Below are 22,173 nucleotides of genomic sequence, written 5' to 3'. Positions count from 1 at the left end.
ATGGTTTATATAGATAAGATATAGTACATATGTTTCTTTTAAAGTATATTATGCACTTTTAGTAAATGGCTCTATTTAAAATTTTAAAATATAATTTATAGATAATTTAGGCATAATTCTTTATTATTTTTATATAAATATATTAGATGCGTATGTGGAGGTTATTTATGGCTAAAAAAACTAAACTCCTACTACTCCTATGTATATTAATTATTATAGTGCTACTCAACAAATGTTCAACCACTGATGGCAACTACAAAACTAATAAAGCTAAGGAACACTCTTCAAAGAGCTCTATAGAAATGACTTATAAAAGCTTTAAGGGTTATAAATACAAAATTCTTAAGTTAGACATGGATGACCAGTTAACTCTTAATATAAAGGTTGAAAATGAAGGTGGAAACTTGGCTATATTACTAATTGATGAGGATGACCACACACTATATAAAATCGAAAATATAGATAATTCTTTAATTCAAACTATAGTCATACCTCATGATGGAAAATACAAAATACAGGTTGAAGGAGATCATAGCGGGAGTTTTAAAATAAGTTGGGATGTAGATTAAATTTCACATTCCGACTTTTTTATTTTATTTAATCTAAACTATCCTACAACAATATAATATTTAAGATGTATTCTCTTAAGATATTTTATTGAAATTAGAATTATAAACTTTACTGTTCTAATGAAAATATCTTAATCTATATCCATTCATAGCAGTATCACCTAGCTTTTCTACTAACTTATAATTAGCTACAGCTCCTACTGCTCCTCCTATAACTGGTACAAGCTGAAAAAACTTAGCTAAATCTATATAATCCCTATACTCCTGTTGAAAGATCCTCCAATCAAAGTTTTCTTTATCCAAAGGCAACTTATCTGAATATGATTTCCAATTATTTAATATGTGAAATACTTCTATTCTTCTTTTATCACTACAGAAAGCAATTTGAAATATGTAAAGAAGGTGTAATCTTTCTCTATAATCTTTTGTGTCATAACCGTATATACTAGCAATCTCATATAACAACTTAATTTTTATACTTAACAAAATAGGAAAATCAGCTAACCCTATAAAAAAACCACCAAATCCTGTGCTAGCACCACTTACTGTTGCTACCTTTCTATATAATTGAATCTTTTCCTTTACTAACATTTCTCTTTCTATTATAGGCATATATGTTATAGGTTCCAATGTAGTATATTCAGACCCTAAAATAACTACTTTAACCATATTCTTTATAACTTCTGTAACCATAACATGAAATTTTTCCGGAATAAATCCGTTCATTTTATCTTGTATATTTTTAGAAAGCTTATTTCCAATAGTAGGTTTCCTCATCATTTCCCTTTTCCACTCTAATAGCTCTCCATATATTATATCTTCGTACATATCCATCTCATCACCTTATTTCTTAAATATATACTTTATTTTATCACACTTCATATATTTTTAACCAATTGTAAAAGAGCAGATTACTCTGCTCTTATTTACGATTTTTTTGATTAGCACAACAATCTACTATGCTATCTACTAAGTTCTGAGACATACATAAAATTGTACACATTAACTGACGATTTGAGCACATCATGTAATTTAGCATTTGACTATTAATACATCTATAGTATTGAGAGTTTGTATATACATTTTGACAATAAAGAAGTATTAATATTAATATTAGTAGTCTATCTTCCTTTCTTTGACATCTAACTTCCTTGGCATCAACAACTCCGCCTACTCCACCGTCAGTGGAATCACAATCACAATCACAATCGCACTCATAATTGCAATCATATTTACAATCACAGTTGCAATTATCATTGCAATCACATTTATCCTTACAATTATAGTTATCTTTACAATTGTTCATTTAATAACTCCATAATTCTTGCTATATTTTATGTTATGTATGATGCTTCAAATAAGTCACACTATATTACAAAAAATAAATTTTATTTTGTTGACCTCGAACAAACGTTCTGTTATAATTCTTATATGGATTACCTATTTTATTGTAGAAGGTGAGTTTAAATGGAGATTAGTGAAAAGCTTAGAATATTAAGTGGGGCAGCAAAATATGATGTATCGTGCTCCTCATCTGGTTCTAGTCGTCGAGGAATCAAAGGTGCTTTAGGTTCTTCTGCTCCTAGTGGTATATGTCATTCCTTTACTCCAGATGGAAGATGTATATCTCTTTTAAAAATTTTATTAACTAATTACTGCATATACGATTGCGCCTATTGTATTAATAGGCGAACTAATGATGTAGAAAGAGCTGCCTTTACCGTAGATGAAGTGATAAACTTAACTATGAACTTTTATAGAAGAAACTATATTGAAGGATTATTTTTAAGCTCAGCAGTAATCAAAAATCCTAATTACACTATGGAACTATTAACATCAGTTGTAAAAAGGTTAAGAAATCATTTTAATTTTCGTGGATATATTCATCTTAAAGCTATTCCAGGAGCTGATGAAAATCTAATAAAAGAAGCTGGCCAATATGTAGATAGAATGAGTGTTAATATTGAACTTCCATCTAATAATTCCCTAAAACTTCTAGCCCCTGAAAAAAATAAACAGGATATATTTACCCCTATGAAATCTATAAAAAATAACATAATTATAAGTAATGGAGAGAGAAAGCTGTCTAAAAAAGCTCCTTTATTTGTACCTGGTGGACAAAGTACTCAATTAATTGTAGGTGCAACTAAAGAAGATGATTTAGATATTTTAAATCTTACAGAAAATCTATATAACAACTTCTTACTAAAAAGGGTCTATTATTCAGCCTACATTCCAGTGAATAATGGTAAGAATTTACCCAATTTCAAAACCCCACCTACCCTTAGAGAGCATAGACTTTATCAAGGAGATTGGTTACTACGGGTATATGGTTTTAAAGCTGAAGAACTTCTTAATAAACAAACACCAAATTTTGATATAAATTTTGATCCTAAAACTAATTGGGCTCTAAATAATCTTCATATCTTTCCTTTAGAAATTAATACAGCTTCCTATGAACTATTAATTCGAATACCTGGTATAGGTATTCGAGGCGCTAAAAAGATAATTAGTGCTCGAAGAATTGGTTTTCTCACCTTTCAGGATTTAAAAAAATTAGGAGTTGTTTTAAAACGAGCTCAATACTTTATAGTATGTAAAGGTAAGTATTACGGTTCTGTGGATTTAGATGAAGAAAAAGTAAGATCTGTACTAAAACCTAAAATTGACTTAAACTATATTGAAAATGAAAGGTATGAACAATTAAGCTTTCTTGGCTTTAACTATAATAACAGTTCTATACCAATTTTAGATAAGGAATATAATAAACTTATATTATCCCCATCCTCCCAAGATGATATAAATTCCTTAGATAAAACTTTACTTCTAGAGGATAGAGGTTCCTATATAACTGGAGAGCTATAAATATAATAAAGTTATAGGTGGTGTTACAACATGAAAGAATTTTTATACGATGGTTCCTTTGAGGGACTTTTAACTACAATTTTCTATGCCTATAGTTATAAAGAGGAAGTGAAAATTACCAAGTCTTCCTCATATGTTCCTAGCTTAATTACAACAACCGAAGAAATAACTACTGAAGAAGACAAATTTAATAGAGTATATTCTAGTATAAAAGATACCCTTAGTTACTTAACACTTAAAAATGTATACTATTTGTATTTAAGTGCTCTCCCCTATTCTGAGGATTTAATATTTAAATACATTAAACTATGTTACAAATTTGGAGATAGCATTAATTTAGCTAAAAATAATGATATTATCTTAACTGTAGATAAATATTGCAGAAGAGTTTCTTTAGAAGCTCATAGATTTACTGGATTTGTTAGATTTAAAGAAATAGCTCCCTTTACCTTTTACTCAGTTATAGAGCCTGATCATAATATTCTTCCCCTTATTCAGACTCATTTTATAGAAAGATTTTCTGACCAAAATTTTATAATTCATGATATAAAGAGAGAGCTTGCTTTAATATATAATAAAAAAGAAGGTATTATCTCATCTTTTTCTAAAGCTCAGGGTGAATATATAGAAGCCTCCTCTCTCAATGATAATTTTGAAAATCTTTGGAGAGAATTCTACAATGCTATAAATATAAAGGAACGAGAAAATCTTAAATTAACACGTAGAAGCATGCCCACCAGATATTGGAATCACTTACCTGAAGTAAAATAAGGTCATATACAAAGTTTCCCCTTTGTATATGACCTTATTTCCATGCAATAGAAACTCTACCTTCCATTACTTTATTTTCTCTAAAAATTTGTATTCTCCTTGAGCATGTACTTGTTCAAGTAAATTATTATATAAGTCTTTTAATTCTTCAGGAGTAGTCATACCTATTTTATCTATTTCATTGGTATTCTCCTTAAAATATAACTTTGTGCTTATATATTTACCATGAATACTGTCTAATACATAAAGTATATTTTTATCATCTAATTCTATTTTCATATTGTCACCCAATATAGATAAATTTATATAAATTTTCTATACCATTTCCTTTCTATAAATTACTAATTAAAATCTACTTCTATTTAAGTTTATACTGTAAGCTAATAATAATGTATATTCTATATAAATACTATTTTTCCTTCAATTTAATTTAAAGTATTAACACTTATAGTATTTTATTCTTTCACCCAATATTTTTTACAGTCATTAGATCTGCTTAAAAATCCATATTCAATTAATGCTCTTCTTACAGTGGCATAGTCTTCATATATCCTAGCCAATATTCTATTTATTTCTTTCTCTGGATAAGTTTTTCCTATAGTAAAATTTCTTGTTATTTGCTCTAAAACTATAATCTTTTTCTTTTCCTTAGATGGATATCTTTTCAAACTACCATCTTCATTAATATAATTTTGTATAACTTGAAGCTTTTCTTCAGTAGTTATATTAAATCTATCATCTAAAGTAGTAGCAGTCTTATGAGCATCACAAATAATTCCCTCTTCTAATTTGTTTATCTTCTTATTAGTACTTTCATTTAATAATTCCATCATTGCTAAATATAGCTTTGCCTGCTTTTCTTTTTCTCTTAACTTATATCGATGATTTCTTATAGTAGAAGTGGCAACTCCTAATCTACTGGCTATTTCTTTATCTGATATACCTTCTGCAAAAAGCTTTATTACTTCCCTCTGTGCATCTGTAACCCCAGTAAAAATTCCATTCATATTTAGTAGATATTCCAACATGGAATTATGAGCATTCTGAATATGAAGCTCTGCTGCTTTCCATGATTCATAAAATTCTTCATCTATTCTATATACTTTTCCATTTTGGAATGTTTTACCACAAATTAAACATTTAATAATATCTCCTTCTTGAATATATCCCCTTTTAATCTCTTCCATGGTTGAATTCCAGAATATTTCATTAGATTTTACTTCTAAAACTCCATTGTTTTTAATATCTTTATTTTCTGTATCAACACTCTTTATATTACTTTTTTTTATATCTATTTTATTATTCATGGGTTTCCTCACTATTTCTCCAATATTCTGATCCATCCTTTTTTCTACATAAAAATTTATAATCTATTAAACTCCTACGTAGCAAAAAATAATCTTCAAAAGTATGCCATTTTTTAATAATATCATTAACTTCCTTCTCATTATATAAACAGTCATACTTAAACTTAGTAGCTAAATATTTCAGAATCTCAATTTTTACTTCTTTCTTCTTTGGCCATATTTTTATTCTACCTTCATCATCAATAAATCTATCCATCTTTTCCACTATAATACCTCCCTTAATCAAATATATCATTTTATTCTATAATATAATAGTATGATATATTTAGGGTTTTGTCTATGTATTTATAGATATATTATAATTTTGTTTGTACTTATACTTTTGTCTTATAAATTAAACAAACTATTATTAGGATTTATTGAAAAATAAACAGGCAGTTATAATAACAACCTGTTTATATAATACTTTATAAATATAGACCTTATTCTACTACTATGTCTTAATTTAATTTTGAATAATTTTTCCCTTTTCTCTAAACTCTCTAAAAGTAATAATCTCATCAATAAGTAAAATTATTAGTAAAATCGTAGAACAAATTGGCCATATTGGATAAATTATTTCATATGCTTGATTTATCACTACCTGTAAATACTTTACTCCAATAAAGCTTAATAAAGTCCAAGCTATAGAAAACTCTAAACATATAATTCCCTTAAAATTATACTTAAGATCAGTATAGTCCCAGTAATTTTTGTTAAAATGATTTCTCATTATTATTCCCGTTACATATTCCACAGTAGTTGGAATTATAAAACATAATGGTATTAAATAATAAACATTAATTGTAAAAGTAGATTCTATTACTACTAAAATGCTCATAGCTATGGCATACATAGGTTTAAATGGTCCACTTAGAAAGCCATCCTTTTGAAAGTGACCTCTAATACAATAGCAAAACAAATTCTCAATTATCCACCCTACAAATCCATAGAAAAAGAAATTAAATGTAAAATATAATAAAAAACTTACAATATCCATAAATACTCCTCCTTCGGTAGTATTTTTACCTACATTTATGAATTTATTCTAAGTTTTTCTACATTATTATTAGAATTTTTCTTAATAATCTTTCATTTTTAAAAAGACATTTCAAAATAATAATTTTATCTTGAAATGTCTCCTTCTTAAACATCTTTAAAAAGCAAACCTACTTTTTAAATATATCTAATAAACTTTTAAAGAAACCTTTTTCCTCTTTAACTTCTTCTTTTACTACTCCCTTGTCTTCATCTCCATTATTATCTGCCTCTGCTTTAACTTCCTCTGTTCTCATAACAAATTTAACTTTTCCATTCATAGAATTATTCATACCTGAGAAAGCACCATATTCCTTAGAAAGTTTTACAAGCTCATCCTTAGCTTCAACTACCCCTTGTATATCCTTTATAGCAGTATTACCTTTTTCATTTAACTTATCTAAGCCTTCTTCTTTTAATTTAACAACACCCTTATAAAGTTCTGTGTTTCCTTCTTTTAATTGATTTATACCTTTTAATAATTTCCCTGAATTATCATATAGTTCATTACTTCCATTTAATAATAATGAACCTCCAGCTCTTAACTTATTAGTACCATTTACTAAAGAACCAATTCCTTGAGATAGTGCTGTACTTCCATTATACAACTCTGTTGAAGCTCCATTAAGTTTTGCTGAACTTTCCTTTAAAGTGTTAGTACCTTGTAATAAAAGTTGCCCTTTATTTTTAAACTCATTTGACCCCTTAGATAATCCATTTAATCCTTCTTCAAGGTCACCTGCACCAATAGAAGCACCTTTCATTCCTTGTTGTAGTTTTCCTATGCCATCCTTTTGTCCCTGAGATACAGCTTTAATTCCACCACTTGCCTTTGCAACATTATTTGCTAATTCAGGATTAACCTTTGCAACTGAAGCACTCATTGCATCTAATTGAGCTGCTATTGTATCTAAATTTGCTGTAGAATTATTTAGATTAGTTAAACCTTCATTACCTGCAGCTAATCCTTCTTTTAGCTTTGTTGAACCAGTTAAACATGAATTTATCCCTTTATCTATGGAATTATAGGCTGTAAATAATTTAGAAACGTTGTCTTCATAAGTTTCTATTCCTTTAGAAAATTGTCCTTGAGCATCTTTTAATTGTGAAAGTCCATTTTGTAGCTTATCAGCTCCAGATTTTAAAGTAGGAGTATTATTAGATAAGCTGTCTATTCCATTGCTTAAATCATCAACTCCATTTTTAAAAGTTCCTACTCCATCATTAAATTTAGCATAGTTGGAACTTAACTGCTCCTGACCATCTACTAGCTTTTTAGAACCTTCTAACAATTCATCCCCACCATTTTGAAGTTGAACAAGGGAATCTTTCAAACTATCTAAACTATCATCATCACTAATAGTTTCTAAATCTAGTGCTTCTGTAGTTGCAACCATCATAATAGCTGGTACACTAAAGTTTGTAGTTGTTCCTTCTATTACTAAAGTATCTTTAATATCTAATATACTTCCTAAATTTAAAGACTCTTTTAATCCTGGTGCAGAAACAAAGGTAATTGAGGAATTATTTCCATCTTGAATAAGTTTACCATTATCCACCTTTACGTCCTTAAATTTATCATTAGATAACATAATTTCTGAAACTGTGACAAAAGGAACATACAAAGTTCTATTTTCTCCATTGATTTTAACTGTTCGTGATTCATTATTTTTTACTGTTAAAGTTATTTTAAAATTACCTGATTGTCCTAAAGCTTCCTTAGGCTCTACTTTTTTTCCATTAATCTCATAGTTTAGACTAACTGATAAAGGTAATTCTCTCTTACTTTCTCCTTCATAATAAAGATCTTTTCCATCTACCTTCCAAGTTAATTCCTCTCCACTTATAGTTGGAGTTTCTTCACCCTTAACATTTTTTATATTATCTAAATTACACTTGTCCTTAAATTCTCCTAGATTTTCTTCACCATTTATCCAAGTGGATACTATCTTTTGTTCTGGTTTTCCATTACTATCTAAAATTACATATACTATTTCATCCTTATTTATTTCTTGTGCCATTGCCACTGTAGAAGTCATCATAGCTGCTACTGTAGCTAACACTATAACTCTCTTAGATAATGCTTTTCTTTTCATTTTTATGCAGCCTCCTCAACATTTTTTATAAAACCTTTACTTGTTTTTATTATTACTTTCTCACTAATTAGCAGAATCCCTGGTAATACAAATAAAATTACAAACATACTTATAATTGCTCCTCTAGCCATTAATGTACATAGAGAACTTACCATTTCCAGTTTAGATATAATACCAACTCCAGCTGTAGCCCCAAAGAATGTCAAAGCACTAGTAATAATTGATCTAGATGAGCTTTGAACAGCTATTCTCATAGCGTCCATTTTGTTTGATGACATTTCAAGTTCTTCTTTAAATCTAGAGGTTAATAATATAGCATAATCCACTGTAGCACCTAATTGTATTGTTCCTATCACTATTGACGCTATGAAAGGAATTACACTACCTGTATAGAAAGGAATACCTAAATTTATAAATATAGCAAGCTCAATAGCAATAACTAAAATTATCGGCAAACTTAATGACATAAATACTAGTGCTATAATTATAAATATGGCTACTATAGATGCAATACTAACATTTTTAAAGTCTATATCTGAAATTTTGATTAAGTCATTAGTCAATGGAGCTTCTCCACTTACTAATCCATCAGAATCATATTTTTTTACTATGTCGTTTATTTTTACAAGTTGTTCCTTTACCTCATCAGTTGCTGCCTTATATTCTGAGTTTACTACAAAAAGCTCATAGCCTCCTGATCTTATCTTTTCTAATAAATCTTTTGGTATAAAGCTCTCTGGTACCCTTGGTCCTAATATTTTCTCTAGGGCAATTACTGAGGATACCCCATCTACCTGTTCTAGTTCATCAGCCATGGCTTTAACTTTATAGTTATCAAGGCTATCTTTAATTAAAATCATGTTTGTAGATGTCATTCCGTAGTCATTCTTCAACTTATTGGTTCCCACGATAGATGGTAAATCCTTTGGAAGGGACTCATCTAAATTGTAATATACTTTAGCATTAACCTTACCTATAAATGCAGGGATAAATACTAAAATCCCTATTAATACAAAGGCTTTATGGTGTTTTACCACAAATTCAGAAGTCTTCTCAAAGGTTGGTAGTAAAGTTTTATGTCTGTATTTATGAATAACCCTATCAAATGTAAGAATTAAAGCAGGTAAAACAGTTACTGTACATATAACTCCAAGTAATACTCCTTTAGCCATAACTAGCCCTATATCTTTACCAAGAGCTAAGTCCATTGTACAAAGAGCTAAAAATCCAGCTATTGTAGTTAATGAACTTCCTGCTACAGAAATCATTGTATTTGCTATAGCATTTGCCATAGCTATTACTTTGTCCTTTTGAACTTCTCTTTCTTCATCATATCTGTGAAGTAAGAAAATTGAATAATCCATAGTTACTCCAAGTTGCAATATTGCTGACAGAGCCTTAGTTATATAGGATATCTCTCCAAAAATAATATTACTTCCCATATTATAAATTACTGCAATTCCTATACTTCCTAAGAATATAACTGGTATTACCACTGAATCCATAGTCAGTGCTAGAACTATTAAAGATAATACTACTGCTATTAATACATAAAATGGAGTTTCCTTATCTGATAAGTCCTTAGTATCTTTAACTATTCCAGCCATCCCACTTAGAAAGCTTTGTTCTCCAGCAACCTTTCTTATATCTTCTACAGCATTTTGTGTAATAATATTAGCACTACCTTCCTCTAGCATTATTACCATCATCGTTGAATCCTTAGCATAAAACACATCTTGTATGTTACTAGGAAGTATATCCTTAGGTATTGGTGAATCCAAAACATCATTTATCCATAATACCTTTTGTACTCCTTGAATTTTTTCCACCTTTTCCTTTATTTTTGCTACATCCTTATCTTCCATACCTTCTACTATCAGCATACTAAGTGATCCACAATCAAAATCTCTTTTTAGAATCTCTTCTGCTCTTACAGTTTCTAAATCATCTGGTAAATAGCTTAGTATATCGTAATTAATTTTAGTCTTAATAAACCCCAATACAGATGGAATAAGTAATAAAAATGCTAAAACTAAAATTATAACTCTACTCTCAGCTATCTTCTTAGATATCTTTGCCATAGTTCATGTCCATCTCCCTTTCATTAATATCTCTCAATTTTATACCGACCAGTCAGTTTCATCAATTGTCACTTACCTTAGTTTTCTTCAATTTTCCACTATTTAAAACGTTTTCATGGCACATTATCTTAATTTATCTTCACTTTTCATAGCATCATCTCTTTTTAAAGTAATATTTTTACAACAATGAATTTCTAATCCTATTTTCCTTCAATAAAAATTAACTTTATTCTTTATCTCCATTGAGAATCGTCATTCTGATCCCAATGAAATTTTCTGAAAATTGAACCTATATTTCATCTATGTAAATATCTTCATTAAAAGGAAAAAGTACATTAACAAATTATTTACTTATTAACAATTAGTAACAACATATGCTTACTATTAATATCTATTTCTTTTATAAAAATAAAAATAGCAAGAATTAATTTCTTGCTATTTTGCATACACTACATTGCCAAATCTATGAGAGAAGATTTAATTATTGGCATACCTTTTTCATTTTTCCCTTCTAATACCCCATAAATCCTAACTACATCTCCGTCTGATATTTTTAAACTTTTAAAATTAAGTTTTCCTAATTCCCATGTAACTACATAAGACTTGGCCTCTTCTCCTTCATTTTGTGTGATTATGAAATTAGCTTTGTCTATATTCTCCCCTAAAGAATTTATTGAAGATACAACTCCTACTGCAAATACTTTTTCTCCTTCTAATTCTCCACTTTCTACTTGTGAACTTTGAACTTGTATCGCAGTATCTCTTATATCTATGTTTACATTATTATCTTCTACTGGTTCCTCAATTTGAGTTCTATTGCTTTCATCTTTGTTAGAGTTTTTAATAGACTTATTACATCCTACCATGGAAGTAACGGCAACACCTAAACACATTATAATCAACAATACTTTTTTCATTTTTTCATCTCCTATATTCTCTTTATAAGCTATATATATCAATGTCAACGTGAAAATAATACATTATTTACAAAGATAAATTATGTATATGTATCATAAGGTTCATATTTTACAACTTTGGAATTAGATAAATATTCATATAAATCCTCATGGTCATCTATTGTAAACTTACGCAGTAAAAGCCTATCAGTATATAAATATTGTTGCTCCATTTTGTAACCCTCCATTTAAAATTATTATTACAATATTATGGTACCTAACTCACACCGCATGGTCAACATATTTTTCTAAATTTTCTATTATTTCCATAAACAATTTTCTACTAAATTTAAATGAAATAAAAATAAGGCTAGTAAGACTTTCTTCAGTCTACTGCCCTTAATTTCACTTTTGGTAAATTATATAAATATATTTTATAATTAAAACATTTTTAATTTAGCTAATTTAAAAATTCATCTTGAAAATATGATAGTAGCACTTTTAGAATCACTAAGCAATTCCTAATGCTACGTTTACCATTTTATTTGTCCTTGTAGATGCTGCTATTATCTTTTCATAGAGTTCATTATCATTATATCCTTGATTTAAATATTTATTTTCATAATACTCAAAAGGTAGATTAGTATTATTAATACTTAATTTTTCTGCCAACATTCTATCTGCCATTAGCTTTCTAGCTTGTGCTCTATACTTATTTCTTAAAAAGTGAGCTTGCTTTGCTTGTTCTTTTATTGATAATGATTTATCTATTTCATTAATAATGTTTTTATCACGTTTATTATACCATATTCTTACTTCTAAATTGTCTAATTTTCCTATTAATTCCTTGTATCTATTAAAATTGTTTGCTGTTCTTACCTCTTTAACCTTTCTTACATATTTCATTCTTTACCATTATATCATATTTGTTAAAATCTTTCAAATTGCACCTTTATATACCCCCATTAATCACATCACCTATAATCTGAATTCCTTCAAATCCGCATGAATAAAACAACTATTTAAATAGTTAAATAGTTTCCTATATAAATATTTATCTAGTTTTATATGTAAAATTTCAAATAAAACCATCAGGATATACTAAATCATATATCTTGATGGTTTCTGTTAAATAAATTTATATAATAAATATCATATATTCTATACTAATTTTTGATTGAAAATATTATCTAACTCTAACTTCCTCACCTTTTTTTGAATTTCTTCTGACTCTAAAATATAAAGTCCATTATCCTTCATTCTCTTAAAGTACTCAGCTCCTGCAAAGGTATATCTATTTCTTCTACCTTCTGTAGTTTGAACCTTTTCATTAGCATAAGCTATAATGTCTCCAGTAGCTAAATTTCTTGGAAGGGTTAAAAGTGGCATTCCAAGCTCATTTCTAACAGCATTATGTCCTGCTAATGAACCAGTTGTTATGGCTTCTGTATGTCCTACAAAAAGCCCACTTTTTTCTCCAGCGCAGAATAAATTATCAAGTCCTACAACTTTCATCTGATTACTTCTTGGTGCAACTGATAAATATCTAATGGAGTTTCCTTTACCACCTGCATATGGATCTACAAATTTTGCCTCTTCAAGACCTTCAATTTTTCTAAGTTTATCTAAGGGATAATAAGAAGTCATTAACTTAGCATGACCAGTATCTAAAAGTACTATATTTTCCGCAAATTCCTTTAGTGCATATTGCTGACAAACCTTTTGCTTTAACTTATCCGTATTTATATCTTCTGGTGGAACCTTTAATACTACTACTCCTGTTTCATCTAACTGGTTTACTATTTTCTCTGATAAACTATCCTTCTCCAACTTGCATGATCCACTGAAAGCACCAAATACATCTTCCTGTCTTTCACCTTTTATATCTTCTATACCTGCTCTATAACTAATACTTACTCTTGGTCCAAAGGCTGGGCATCTTAAAATACACATAGAACAACCATTTCCATATCGTAAACAATTTCCCATAGGTCCTGTAGAACCAGTAGTTTCTACAAATGCATCTGCTTCTATATATTCACCATTACTAAGATAAACCCCCTTTATACCAATTCCTTCCATGTTTACATCTACTACACGGCTTACAAATCTAATTTTTATTCCCATTTTTTCAATGTGTCTTCTTACTGCTGGCTCTATTCTATTTACATTATAAAGCCATGCATGCTCATGCCCTGGAAAATCTATATTTTTGTGGAGTGTATTAGCATCAGTTATGTTGATTAAATCTCCAGCTCCTAGAGCTATAAGCTCCTCTGCTGCGGTATACCTTCCATTATTCCTCATAATTCCGCCAACATTTCCAAGTCCTAGTAATAAATCTGTTTTTTCAAATATTTCAACTTCAGCTCCGGCTTTACGTGCAGATATTGCAGCTGCACAACCAGACCAGCCTCCCCCTATTATAACTATCTTCAATACAATCTTCTCCCTTCAAATATATATTTAGGACTGGTTTGCATCTTACACAGTCTTCTCAATTTTTCATCATCATTCATAATTGTACAGCAACCACAAACTCCTTCCCCACAACACATTTTTGCATTATTGGAACAAGAAAATTCAATATTCTTATCATAAGCTTCTACTATTTTCATGATTTGATGACTAAGCACATCTGCACTATCACAATGAACTAAAGCAACATTACCCTTAGTTAAAATTCCTTCTAAAATCTTTCTACACTTACAATCAAGAATTCCACCCATAAGCAGTGTATTGGTTTTAATTATTTCTGTAGCATATTTTTTCAATTCCTTTTCTATAAATATTGTATCTAAAGTTCCTTCATCAAGAATTACTGTAATTGTATTTTCATTATTGTATAATTTCTCCATAACAGGTACCATCGGTGCTTGACCTATACCTCTACATACTAAAACACAATGATTTCTTTTAATGGTATTCACTGAATTAAGTCCTAAAATCCCATTCCAAAAAGGACCTTTAATTAAAACATATTCATTAATATTTACATCTTTAAGTATCTTTGTTTTAAGTCCCTTTAATTCAATAGCCAAGGTAATAACATCATTTCCCGTATCACTATCCATAACACAAATGGGAGTATCAAAGGCTTGTTCACAATCCTCTTTTCTAATAAATACAAAGGAACCAGGACCAACTAATTCGCTAGCTAGTTTTTGAGTAACTTTAATCTTTAATATCATAAGATTTTCATTTATTAGTTCTTTATCTATAATTTGAAATCTTTGATGTTTCCTTCCTTCCTTTGCCTTAAAATTGTTTTGCATAAATTCCTGATATATACACACTCCATTCCAATTTACGCAATCACAAAAGTCTTTGCCATCTAAGTGAGAACAAAGAATGCAATTTCCTGACTCAGCTAAATGACATGGACAGTATTCACTTCCACAATCTATACAGTTATATGGTTCATAGCCCATTACCTGTGCCTCCAAAATTACTATATTATCAGAATATTTCACAATAAGTTATTTGCTACTGTTTCCATGAAAAAAACCAAGGTTTTCTACCTTGGTTTATATTATTTATTCTATTCATCTTTATTCATCATATATTTAATATAATCCCATATTCCAATTTTTTCAATATCTTCTTTGGGATGAAGGGTTATTGCATATTTAGAGTTTAATTCATTGGTTATGGTAAGCATTCCTATATCATCTGTAGTTCTAATTGGTGTAGTTAACTCATAATTAGGTAGAACAATATCTTTGACTATTTTTTCTTCATTTCTAACAGGGAAAATTAAATCTTCTTCAGCAACTAATGGTATTCCCTTGTCTTTTCCTTTAACTTTTATATCTCCTATAACTTCACCAGCTTCTATAACTTTTTTATATTCATAATTATCTTTTACATATTCATAAATTCTCTGACTTTCTTTCCATCTCGGAACACAATTTAATGTTACTACAATTATTTCATTTTTTTCTAGCTTAAAGGAACTAACAAGACATTTTCCAGCCTGTCCTGTATATCCAGTCTTAACTCCAGTACAATTAGGCTCTGAATATAAAAGTTTGTTTATATTATTAAATTGTTTTGTAAATTCTATTCCTTCTTCTCCCGAGATTAATTTAGTAGACACAATTTTATTAAATTCTTCAATCTCCTTAGCTTTTTTAGTTGCTATAGCTAAATCATAGGCTGAAGAGTAATGGGAGTTACTATCTAGACCATGAGGTGATTCAAAATGACTATCTAACAAACCTATTGATACTGCAAATTCATTCATGACTTCACAGAACTTTTCTACAGTTCCACTAGTTCCTTCAGCAATAGCAATGGCACAGTCGTTACCTGACTTGAGCATAAGACCATATAAAAGTTCTCTTATGGTTACCTTATCTCCAGCCTTATATCCTACTTTAGAGCCTCTTATAGATGCTGCATTTTTAGATATTTCCACAACTCTATCTATATCTCCATACTGTAAAGTAACCAGAGCAGTTATTATCTTTGTTGTACTTGCCATAGGTATAACTTTATGGGCATTTTGATCAAATAAAATAGTTCCAGTAGCTGAATCTATAGCTATGGCAGATACTGCATCTACTCTTATTGGAGCTGCATCTACGTTTTTCATAGGAATACTCACTATAATAAATAAAAATATTAATAGAAAACAACATACTCTTCTTTTCATCTTTTTACACTCCCAACTTAAATTTGTGACTTATTCTCAAATAGTTTTATTTTTTTATTTACCATGAATATATAAATCATAGTTGGATAGAATTGCAGATATAAAACTATGGAGGTTTAGTATACTAATGAAATATTTTTTATGGATTTTAGCCATAGTTACACTGGTCTTATTATTTCCTATTCCAATAAAAATAACACTTATATATGCTAATGAAATTTTTACCTTAAAAATATATAATAAAGTGATAATTCCATCAAAAACTAAAAAAACTAAGGCTAAAAATAAAAACAAACGGAGTGATTATGTAAAAACTCATAATGAAGAAAAAATTTCAAAATTAAAATTTAAAGATTTAAAAGGAGTAATAGAACTCTTTATTAATTCTAAATTTAAATTTACTATACGCACTAAATTTAGAATGGATTACTCTATAGAAGATGCTGCTATAAACGCTATTACTTACGGCTTTTTATATCAAATTACAGCATTTATTTCAACAATTTTAAATCTATTTTTTAAAGTTAAAAATTTTACTCCTACTATCAATATTAAATATAATGAAAATTTCTTTAAATTTGAAAGTACTAGTATAATTTTTATAAATATAGCAAAAATTATATACATGGTTATTGTAATTTTTTATCACCTTATCAAAGTACGAAAAACTTCTTCCTTTGATAAAGTGAATTTAAAGGAGGAATTTTAGATGGACGGTCATCCAATAGAAAATTTAATGAAGTCGACTATGGAAAATATTAAAAATATGATTGATGTGGATACAGTTATCGGTAATCCTGTAAGTGCACCTGATGGTACCACAATCATTCCAATTTCAAAGGTATCCTTTGGTTTTGCCTCTGGTGGAAGTGAATTTAAGGATACTAACTTAGATTCCTCTAACAGGCATCCTTTTGCTGGTGGATCTGGTGCTGGAATCTCCTTAAAACCAGTTGGGTTCTTAGTAGTACACAAAAATACCATAAGATTTCTTTCCGTGACTGAGTATAATCCATACGATAAGATAATCGATGCAATGCCTCAGGCCATTGATATGATTTCTGGGCTATTTAACAAAGATAAAGCCAATGGTGATAATTATTCTGAAGTCTATAACCCATGCGACCCTTGCGATTAACTCTAAGAAAAAAGGCTATCTTAAAATAATTCATTAATCTTTTTATAATGTTGAGGTGTACTTTAATACTATAAGTACATCCTCAATGTTTATTTAAGATTTAGATTTTATTTTAAATATAGCCATAATATTATTAGAACTTCTTTTCTTCAATATCCTTTTCCTCTAATTCTACTAGCTCTTCATCTTCAATAAAATTATCTAAAGATGGTAACTCTCCTAAAGATGTAAAATCAAAATGCTTTAAGAATTCGTCAGTAGTAGCATAAAGATTTGGTCTTCCTATAACACTTTTCTTTCCTGATTCCTTTATAAGTCCTTTTTCTACTAAAGTACTAATAGCTCTATCACTTTTAACTCCTCTTATGTCTTCAATTTCTATTCTAGTTATTGGTTGTTTATAAGCAATTATGGATAGGGTTTCAAGAGCAGCCCTAGATAAGGATTGTCTTATATTGGTCTTCAACAGCATTTGAAGATAATCACTATTTATAGGTTTTGTACCAAGTTGATAGGCCTTATTGATACATATTAGTTTTATCCCCCTAGACTCATCTCTTTCATATACCTTTTCTAAAACCTTTAAAAGTTCTGTAGCAAATTCTACTGAACATTCTAAAATACTTGCTATAGTGTCTACTTCCAATGGGTCTCCAGTTACATATAATAAAGACTCTATTATAGAAAAATATCTTTCATATTTAGATTCGTCTATAAGATAATTTAACTGATGTTCTGATTCTTGAAGAACCTGTTCTATTTTATTTCTAGGATCAATATCTATACTTCCATCTTCTTTATTTACTCTACTTAAGATTTTATCATTAACTTCTATATCTTCATGATTTAAATTAGTATGTTCATTCATCTCCCATCACTCCTTCTAAATATATTTCACCAAAGTTACCATGTTGAACTACTCTTACATCCTTAAGCTTTATTAACTCTAACAAGGCTAAGAAGGTTACAATGATTTCCGTTTTACTTTTGCTCTCCTTTATTATACTTGTGAAGGTAGTATTTTTACTATGCACTAATACGTCTTTTAAGTAATCCATCTTATCTTCTATTTTAAATAACTCAACCTGTACTCTGTCTTCAATGTTGAAGGTTTCATTCATCTTATTTTTATATATTTCCATAAGTTCAATATACATATTATATAAATCCATCATTGTTATGCCCTTAAGTAGCTCTTTGGCATCTTGTTTTTTTTCTCTGGTATCTTCAATTATTTCAGGCCTTTTAGTAAATATAATGCCTGTATTCATTTGTCTCTTGCCCAAAAATTCAGCTATATTTTTAAATTTTTTATATTGAACTAATTTATCTATAAGCTCTTGTGTATCATCAACCTCTTCAATCTCTGGTTCCTTATTTTTAGGAAGTAATACCTTAGATTTTAATTCAATTAATGTAGTAGCCATAACAATAAATTCTGAGGCAATATCTAAATCCAATTCCTTCATTTCATTTAGATATCCTATATATTGATTTGTTATATCTAAAATACTTATATTATATATATCCATTTGGTTCTTTTTTATTAAGTGTAATAAAAGGTCAAAGGGCCCCTCAAAGTTTGAAGTTTTAATTGTTAATGCCATGATTTCACCTTCCTTACAACAAATTTATCTGCATACTAAAAACTTCAATATATATTTTAGCATGAAAACACTCATTTTAAATTATACTCTAAATTTAGTTAAATTTACAATAGTAAAAACCATATCTTTCAATTATGACAATTATTATTTTGGAATCAAAAATTACTGTAGTTCATTTAAAAATAAAAAATCACCCTAAAAATCTTAGAGTGATTTTTATATCAGCATTATACATTTGGGGTTGTATATTGTAACTGATAACCATAGCATTAAACTGAATTTTAAATTAACCTTTATATATTTTTTTTACAGATATTTATTTTTTATTCTATATTATTAATATTTAAAGATTAAATATACTTATATTGAATGATCAAATATATTTGAAAATATATCTTTAATATTTTTAAAGAACTGAGATTGTTTTACTTCCCTATCACTATATAATTCTACTTTTCCTAGTAATTCATCTCCATTATAAACTTCACAATATCCAACAACATCACCAGCATTTATTTTTTTCAGTTCAGGATTAATATTTACTTTCTTTGTTAATTCTTCCTCAGTGCCTTTTTCTATGGTTACTTTTAAATCATCTTTTGCTTTTGCTATAAAGAAAGAATCACCTTTTTTATTTAATGGGATTTGTTGCACATCTACATCTTTAGCTACTATAGTTTTACTTTGGTATTTAGAAAATCCAAAATCCATAAGCTTACTTGCATCTGCATTTCTTTGTTTATATGTAGGTGCTCCCATTATTACTGCAAGCATCCTTACATTGTCTCTAATTGATGTAGCAGATATACAATACATAGCTTCTTGTGTAAATCCTGTTTTTAGTCCATCACACCCTTTGTAAAATCTCACCAACTTATTATGATTAACTAATTCAATTGGTGTTTTTCTACCTTCTGATATAGTTTCCATATATATAGATGAATATTTTAATATGTTTGGGTGTTTTAAAAGCTCTCTAGACATTATGGAAATATCTCTAGCAGTACTTAAATGTCCTGAAGCACTAAGGCCTGTAGCATTTTCAAAGTGAGTATTAGTCATTCCAAGTTCCTTAGCTCTTTCATTCATTTTTACTGCAAAAGATTCTTCACTGCCTTCTAAAAATTCTGCCATTGCAACTGCTGCATCATTTCCTGATGCTATAGCTATACCTTTTAGAATTTCTTCCACAGTTCTTACTTCTCCTGTGTCCAATATCATACTACTACCGCCCATGGATTTAACCTTTTCACTACAAACTATTTTATCTTGAAGAGTTATTCTTCCATCGTCTAAAGCTTCCATAGCAAGTAGCATAGTCATTATCTTAGTAACCGAAGCAGGTGCAAACTGTTCATCTGCGTTTTTTTCATAAATAATTTTACCTGAATTAGGCTCTAATAGTATTACAGATTTTGCCTGTGGCTCAAACCCTATTACATTATCTGCAGGCTCATTTTTTATTTCATCATCAGCAAAGGCTGTTGGAAGGATTATAGCCTGCAATGAAAGTAGTACGGATAATAATAAAGTTAAAACAAATTTATTCTTTTTCATAACCGACCTCCAAAACAATTATTATGAGGTTATTTTTACCTCAATCTTAAAAATTATCCTAGAAATTTAGAAATTTTATTTTCTAAAGTTTCTTCCTATTTAGAGTTCCCTAATATAGAATTTATATCCTCAAGGTGCATATATTACTTTAAAAATAAAATGAAGCTATATAAAATAAATAAAAATTATTTTATATAGCTTCATTTTATATTAATATATACTAACTAATTACTTCATGGATTAGTGGTATATCGTTTTTATAGCCTTCAACTATTTCATAGTTTTTTAAGATACCCTCATTAGCTTTTTCAATAAGGCTTTCATTATTACTATGAATATATGCTATGGTGTCACCCTTTTCTACTTTATCACCACGTTTTTTATTTAAAACTATTCCCACTGCTAAATCTATTTTACTTTCTTTAGTGGCTCTTCCTGCTCCAAGTTCCATTGCAACTATTCCTAAGTTTTCAGCATGGATTTTTTTAACCACTCCATTATTTTCTGCAATTACCGGTACTACATACTTAGCTTTAGGTAATAAATTTGTATTATCGATACAGTCTATATCTCCACCTTGAGCTTTAACAAATTCTTTAAGTTTTTCTATAGCTGCTCCTGAAGTTATAGTCTCTTTTAACATAGCTTCAGCTTCCTCAGCAGTACTTGCTTTTCCTGCTAACATTACCATACGACTTCCTAAAACTAAAGATAGCTTTAGTAAGTCCTCAGGACCATTTCCCTTTAATGTATTTATGGCTTCTTCTACTTCTAAAGCATTACCTATAGCTAAACCTAATGGTTGGTCCATATCAGAAATTACTGCCATAGTATTACGCCCAATATGTTTTCCTATAGAAACCATTTCTGTAGCCAATTCCTTAGCAGATTCTGTATTTTTCATGAAAGCTCCGTCTCCAACCTTAACATCTAAAACTATAGCATCAGCTCCTGAAGCTATTTTTTTGCTCATAATGCTAGATGCAATTAAAGAAACATTATCAACGGTTGCTGTAACATCTCTTAAGGCATATAACTTCTTATCAGCCGGTGCTAAGTCTCCAGTCTGTCCTCCCACAGCAATTTTAATAGTGTTAACATTATTAATGAATTTTTCTGTTGGCATCTCCACTGAAAAACCTTTGAAAGCTTCCAACTTATCTATGGTTCCTCCAGTATGCCCTAGGCCTCTACCTGACATCTTGGCAACTGGTATTCCCAATGCTGCTACCATAGGTGTAAGCACTAAAGTCGTAGTATCTCCTACCCCACCTGTGCTGTGCTTATCTACCTTAACGCCTTGAATTTCACTTAAATCTAACATATCTCCAGAATGTACCATTGCCATTGTTAAGTCTGAAGTTTCTCTCTTATTCATCTTTTGAAAATATATAGCCATTAAAAGAGCTGATACTTGATAATCTGGAATTTCTCCCTTTGTATAGCTCTCTACAAAATAATTTATTTCCTCTGTAGAAAGCTCTCCACCATTTCTCTTTTTTAGAATCAAATCATACATTCTCATAAATCACACCCCGCTCTATACCTTTAT

General features: G+C 29.2%; 23 protein-coding genes. 5 read left to right on the top strand and 18 right to left on the bottom strand.

Annotated features, from left to right (window positions below; translation table 11 throughout):
* Positions 1-167: 167 nt before the first annotated feature.
* Positions 168-569 (top strand): hypothetical protein, encoded by a 402-nt coding sequence (locus tag IO99_RS01810; RefSeq protein ID WP_035129429.1) that lies wholly within the window; start codon positions 168-170, stop codon positions 567-569.
* Positions 570-686: 117 nt separating this feature from the next.
* Here IO99_RS01810 and IO99_RS01805 read toward each other — a convergent pair whose 3' ends face one another.
* Together IO99_RS01805 and IO99_RS01800 are read right to left on the bottom strand one after the other, a co-directional pair.
* Positions 687-1,403, bottom strand: a complete 717-nt coding sequence (locus IO99_RS01805) for an EcsC family protein (protein ID WP_035129427.1) — start codon at positions 1,401-1,403, stop codon at positions 687-689.
* An 88-nt stretch (positions 1,404-1,491) separates the two neighbouring features.
* Positions 1,492-1,875, bottom strand: coding sequence for a hypothetical protein (locus tag IO99_RS01800; protein WP_035129425.1), 384 nt, complete (start codon positions 1,873-1,875; stop codon positions 1,492-1,494).
* Between the two features lie 161 nt (positions 1,876-2,036).
* Here IO99_RS01800 and IO99_RS01795 point away from each other — a divergent pair, with 161 nt between their 5' ends.
* Together IO99_RS01795 and IO99_RS01790 are read left to right on the top strand one after the other, a co-directional pair.
* A complete protein-coding gene (locus IO99_RS01795; protein WP_035129423.1) occupies positions 2,037-3,434 on the top strand; it encodes a putative DNA modification/repair radical SAM protein in 1,398 nt (465 codons plus the stop codon).
* A gap of 30 nt (positions 3,435-3,464) precedes the next feature.
* Positions 3,465-4,205, top strand: a complete 741-nt coding sequence (locus IO99_RS01790) for a TIGR03915 family putative DNA repair protein (protein ID WP_035129421.1) — start codon at positions 3,465-3,467, stop codon at positions 4,203-4,205.
* A gap of 66 nt (positions 4,206-4,271) precedes the next feature.
* On the opposite strand, the gene IO99_RS01785 is transcribed toward IO99_RS01790, so the two are convergent.
* From IO99_RS01785 to IO99_RS01735, 12 genes are all read right to left on the bottom strand, one after another.
* On the bottom strand, positions 4,272-4,484 hold the full coding sequence (locus tag IO99_RS01785; RefSeq protein WP_035129419.1) for a hypothetical protein: 213 nt from the start codon (positions 4,482-4,484) through the stop codon (positions 4,272-4,274).
* A 176-nt stretch (positions 4,485-4,660) separates the two neighbouring features.
* Positions 4,661-5,392, bottom strand: coding sequence for a DUF2087 domain-containing protein (locus IO99_RS01780; protein ID WP_051823845.1), 732 nt, complete (start codon positions 5,390-5,392; stop codon positions 4,661-4,663).
* 112 nt (positions 5,393-5,504) lie between these two features.
* Complete coding sequence (locus tag IO99_RS01775; RefSeq protein ID WP_242844065.1) at positions 5,505-5,768, bottom strand: DUF2087 domain-containing protein; 264 nt, start codon at positions 5,766-5,768, stop codon at positions 5,505-5,507.
* A gap of 249 nt (positions 5,769-6,017) precedes the next feature.
* Entirely contained in the window at positions 6,018-6,551 is a 534-nt protein-coding gene (locus tag IO99_RS01770) for a putative ABC transporter permease (protein WP_035129416.1), read from the bottom strand.
* A 169-nt stretch (positions 6,552-6,720) separates the two neighbouring features.
* Entirely contained in the window at positions 6,721-8,685 is a 1,965-nt protein-coding gene (locus IO99_RS01765; RefSeq protein WP_035129414.1) for a hypothetical protein, read from the bottom strand.
* A gap of 2 nt (positions 8,686-8,687) precedes the next feature.
* Positions 8,688-10,766 carry an efflux RND transporter permease subunit gene (locus tag IO99_RS01760; protein WP_035129413.1) on the bottom strand — a complete coding sequence of 693 codons (2,079 nt, stop codon included), beginning with the start codon at positions 10,764-10,766 and terminating at the stop codon, positions 8,688-8,690.
* Positions 10,767-11,215: 449 nt separating this feature from the next.
* Entirely contained in the window at positions 11,216-11,683 is a 468-nt protein-coding gene (locus tag IO99_RS01755) for a hypothetical protein (protein ID WP_035129412.1), read from the bottom strand.
* 80 nt (positions 11,684-11,763) lie between these two features.
* Entirely contained in the window at positions 11,764-11,895 is a 132-nt protein-coding gene (locus tag IO99_RS19235; RefSeq protein WP_198028539.1) for a GNAT family N-acetyltransferase, read from the bottom strand.
* Positions 11,896-12,172: 277 nt separating this feature from the next.
* The gene (locus IO99_RS01750; protein ID WP_035129410.1) at positions 12,173-12,568 is read right to left on the bottom strand and encodes a hypothetical protein; all 396 of its coding nucleotides are present in this window, start codon (positions 12,566-12,568) and stop codon (positions 12,173-12,175) included.
* 255 nt (positions 12,569-12,823) lie between these two features.
* The gene (locus IO99_RS01745; RefSeq protein ID WP_035129408.1) at positions 12,824-14,101 is read right to left on the bottom strand and encodes an FAD-dependent oxidoreductase; all 1,278 of its coding nucleotides are present in this window, start codon (positions 14,099-14,101) and stop codon (positions 12,824-12,826) included.
* Positions 14,098-15,093, bottom strand: coding sequence for a sulfide/dihydroorotate dehydrogenase-like FAD/NAD-binding protein (locus IO99_RS01740; protein WP_035129406.1), 996 nt, complete (start codon positions 15,091-15,093; stop codon positions 14,098-14,100). The genes IO99_RS01745 and IO99_RS01740 overlap by 4 nt, the downstream gene beginning before the upstream one ends.
* A 110-nt stretch (positions 15,094-15,203) precedes the next feature.
* Positions 15,204-16,319, bottom strand: a complete 1,116-nt coding sequence (locus IO99_RS01735) for a D-alanyl-D-alanine carboxypeptidase family protein (protein WP_035129405.1) — start codon at positions 16,317-16,319, stop codon at positions 15,204-15,206.
* 127 nt (positions 16,320-16,446) lie between these two features.
* Here IO99_RS01735 and IO99_RS18215 point away from each other — a divergent pair, with 127 nt between their 5' ends.
* Positions 16,447-17,028, top strand: coding sequence for a DUF2953 domain-containing protein (locus tag IO99_RS18215; RefSeq protein ID WP_051823825.1), 582 nt, complete (start codon positions 16,447-16,449; stop codon positions 17,026-17,028).
* On the top strand, positions 17,029-17,457 hold the full coding sequence (gene ytfJ, locus IO99_RS01725) for a GerW family sporulation protein (RefSeq protein ID WP_035129403.1): 429 nt from the start codon (positions 17,029-17,031) through the stop codon (positions 17,455-17,457). It begins immediately after the preceding gene.
* Positions 17,458-17,590: 133 nt separating this feature from the next.
* On the opposite strand, the gene scpB is transcribed toward ytfJ, so the two are convergent.
* The 4 genes from scpB to IO99_RS01705 form a co-directional block, all read right to left on the bottom strand.
* Complete coding sequence (gene scpB, locus IO99_RS01720; protein WP_084178023.1) at positions 17,591-18,325, bottom strand: SMC-Scp complex subunit ScpB; 735 nt, start codon at positions 18,323-18,325, stop codon at positions 17,591-17,593.
* The gene (locus IO99_RS01715; RefSeq protein WP_035129401.1) at positions 18,318-19,064 is read right to left on the bottom strand and encodes a segregation/condensation protein A; all 747 of its coding nucleotides are present in this window, start codon (positions 19,062-19,064) and stop codon (positions 18,318-18,320) included. Before IO99_RS01715 ends, scpB begins: the two co-directional genes overlap by 8 nt.
* 360 nt (positions 19,065-19,424) lie before the next feature.
* The gene (locus tag IO99_RS01710; protein WP_035129399.1) at positions 19,425-20,621 is read right to left on the bottom strand and encodes a D-alanyl-D-alanine carboxypeptidase family protein; all 1,197 of its coding nucleotides are present in this window, start codon (positions 20,619-20,621) and stop codon (positions 19,425-19,427) included.
* 220 nt (positions 20,622-20,841) lie between these two features.
* Positions 20,842-22,146, bottom strand: coding sequence for a pyrimidine-nucleoside phosphorylase (locus IO99_RS01705; RefSeq protein ID WP_035129397.1), 1,305 nt, complete (start codon positions 22,144-22,146; stop codon positions 20,842-20,844).
* Positions 22,147-22,173 lie beyond the last annotated feature (27 nt).

The organism is Clostridium sulfidigenes (assembly GCF_000732635.1).
GTDB classification, from domain to species: domain Bacteria; phylum Bacillota; class Clostridia; order Clostridiales; family Clostridiaceae; genus Clostridium_J; species Clostridium_J sulfidigenes.
The sequence above is the reverse complement of the archived record's forward strand: the minus strand, read 5'-3'. Positions and strand labels throughout refer to the sequence as shown.

Coding starts and splice junctions, on each gene's coding strand:
- IO99_RS01810 (WP_035129429.1), top strand. CDS start 168: ATGGCTAAAAAAACTAAACTCCTACTACTCCTATGTATATTAATTATT.
- IO99_RS01805 (WP_035129427.1), bottom strand. CDS start 1,403: ATGGATATGTACGAAGATATAATATATGGAGAGCTATTAGAGTGGAAA.
- IO99_RS01800 (WP_035129425.1), bottom strand. CDS start 1,875: ATGAACAATTGTAAAGATAACTATAATTGTAAGGATAAATGTGATTGC.
- IO99_RS01795 (WP_035129423.1), top strand. CDS start 2,037: ATGGAGATTAGTGAAAAGCTTAGAATATTAAGTGGGGCAGCAAAATAT.
- IO99_RS01790 (WP_035129421.1), top strand. CDS start 3,465: ATGAAAGAATTTTTATACGATGGTTCCTTTGAGGGACTTTTAACTACA.
- IO99_RS01785 (WP_035129419.1), bottom strand. CDS start 4,484: ATGAAAATAGAATTAGATGATAAAAATATACTTTATGTATTAGACAGT.
- IO99_RS01780 (WP_051823845.1), bottom strand. CDS start 5,392: ATGGAAGAGATTAAAAGGGGATATATTCAAGAAGGAGATATTATTAAA.
- IO99_RS01775 (WP_242844065.1), bottom strand. CDS start 5,768: ATGGATAGATTTATTGATGATGAAGGTAGAATAAAAATATGGCCAAAG.
- IO99_RS01770 (WP_035129416.1), bottom strand. CDS start 6,551: ATGGATATTGTAAGTTTTTTATTATATTTTACATTTAATTTCTTTTTC.
- IO99_RS01765 (WP_035129414.1), bottom strand. CDS start 8,685: ATGAAAAGAAAAGCATTATCTAAGAGAGTTATAGTGTTAGCTACAGTA.
- IO99_RS01760 (WP_035129413.1), bottom strand. CDS start 10,766: ATGGCAAAGATATCTAAGAAGATAGCTGAGAGTAGAGTTATAATTTTA.
- IO99_RS01755 (WP_035129412.1), bottom strand. CDS start 11,683: ATGAAAAAAGTATTGTTGATTATAATGTGTTTAGGTGTTGCCGTTACT.
- IO99_RS19235 (WP_198028539.1), bottom strand. CDS start 11,895: ATGGAGCAACAATATTTATATACTGATAGGCTTTTACTGCGTAAGTTT.
- IO99_RS01750 (WP_035129410.1), bottom strand. CDS start 12,568: ATGAAATATGTAAGAAAGGTTAAAGAGGTAAGAACAGCAAACAATTTT.
- IO99_RS01740 (WP_035129406.1), bottom strand. CDS start 15,093: ATGGGCTATGAACCATATAACTGTATAGATTGTGGAAGTGAATACTGT.
- IO99_RS01735 (WP_035129405.1), bottom strand. CDS start 16,319: ATGAAAAGAAGAGTATGTTGTTTTCTATTAATATTTTTATTTATTATA.
- IO99_RS18215 (WP_051823825.1), top strand. CDS start 16,447: ATGAAATATTTTTTATGGATTTTAGCCATAGTTACACTGGTCTTATTA.
- ytfJ (WP_035129403.1), top strand. CDS start 17,029: ATGGACGGTCATCCAATAGAAAATTTAATGAAGTCGACTATGGAAAAT.
- scpB (WP_084178023.1), bottom strand. CDS start 18,325: ATGAATGAACATACTAATTTAAATCATGAAGATATAGAAGTTAATGAT.
- IO99_RS01715 (WP_035129401.1), bottom strand. CDS start 19,064: ATGGCATTAACAATTAAAACTTCAAACTTTGAGGGGCCCTTTGACCTT.
- IO99_RS01710 (WP_035129399.1), bottom strand. CDS start 20,621: ATGAAAAAGAATAAATTTGTTTTAACTTTATTATTATCCGTACTACTT.
- IO99_RS01705 (WP_035129397.1), bottom strand. CDS start 22,146: ATGAGAATGTATGATTTGATTCTAAAAAAGAGAAATGGTGGAGAGCTT.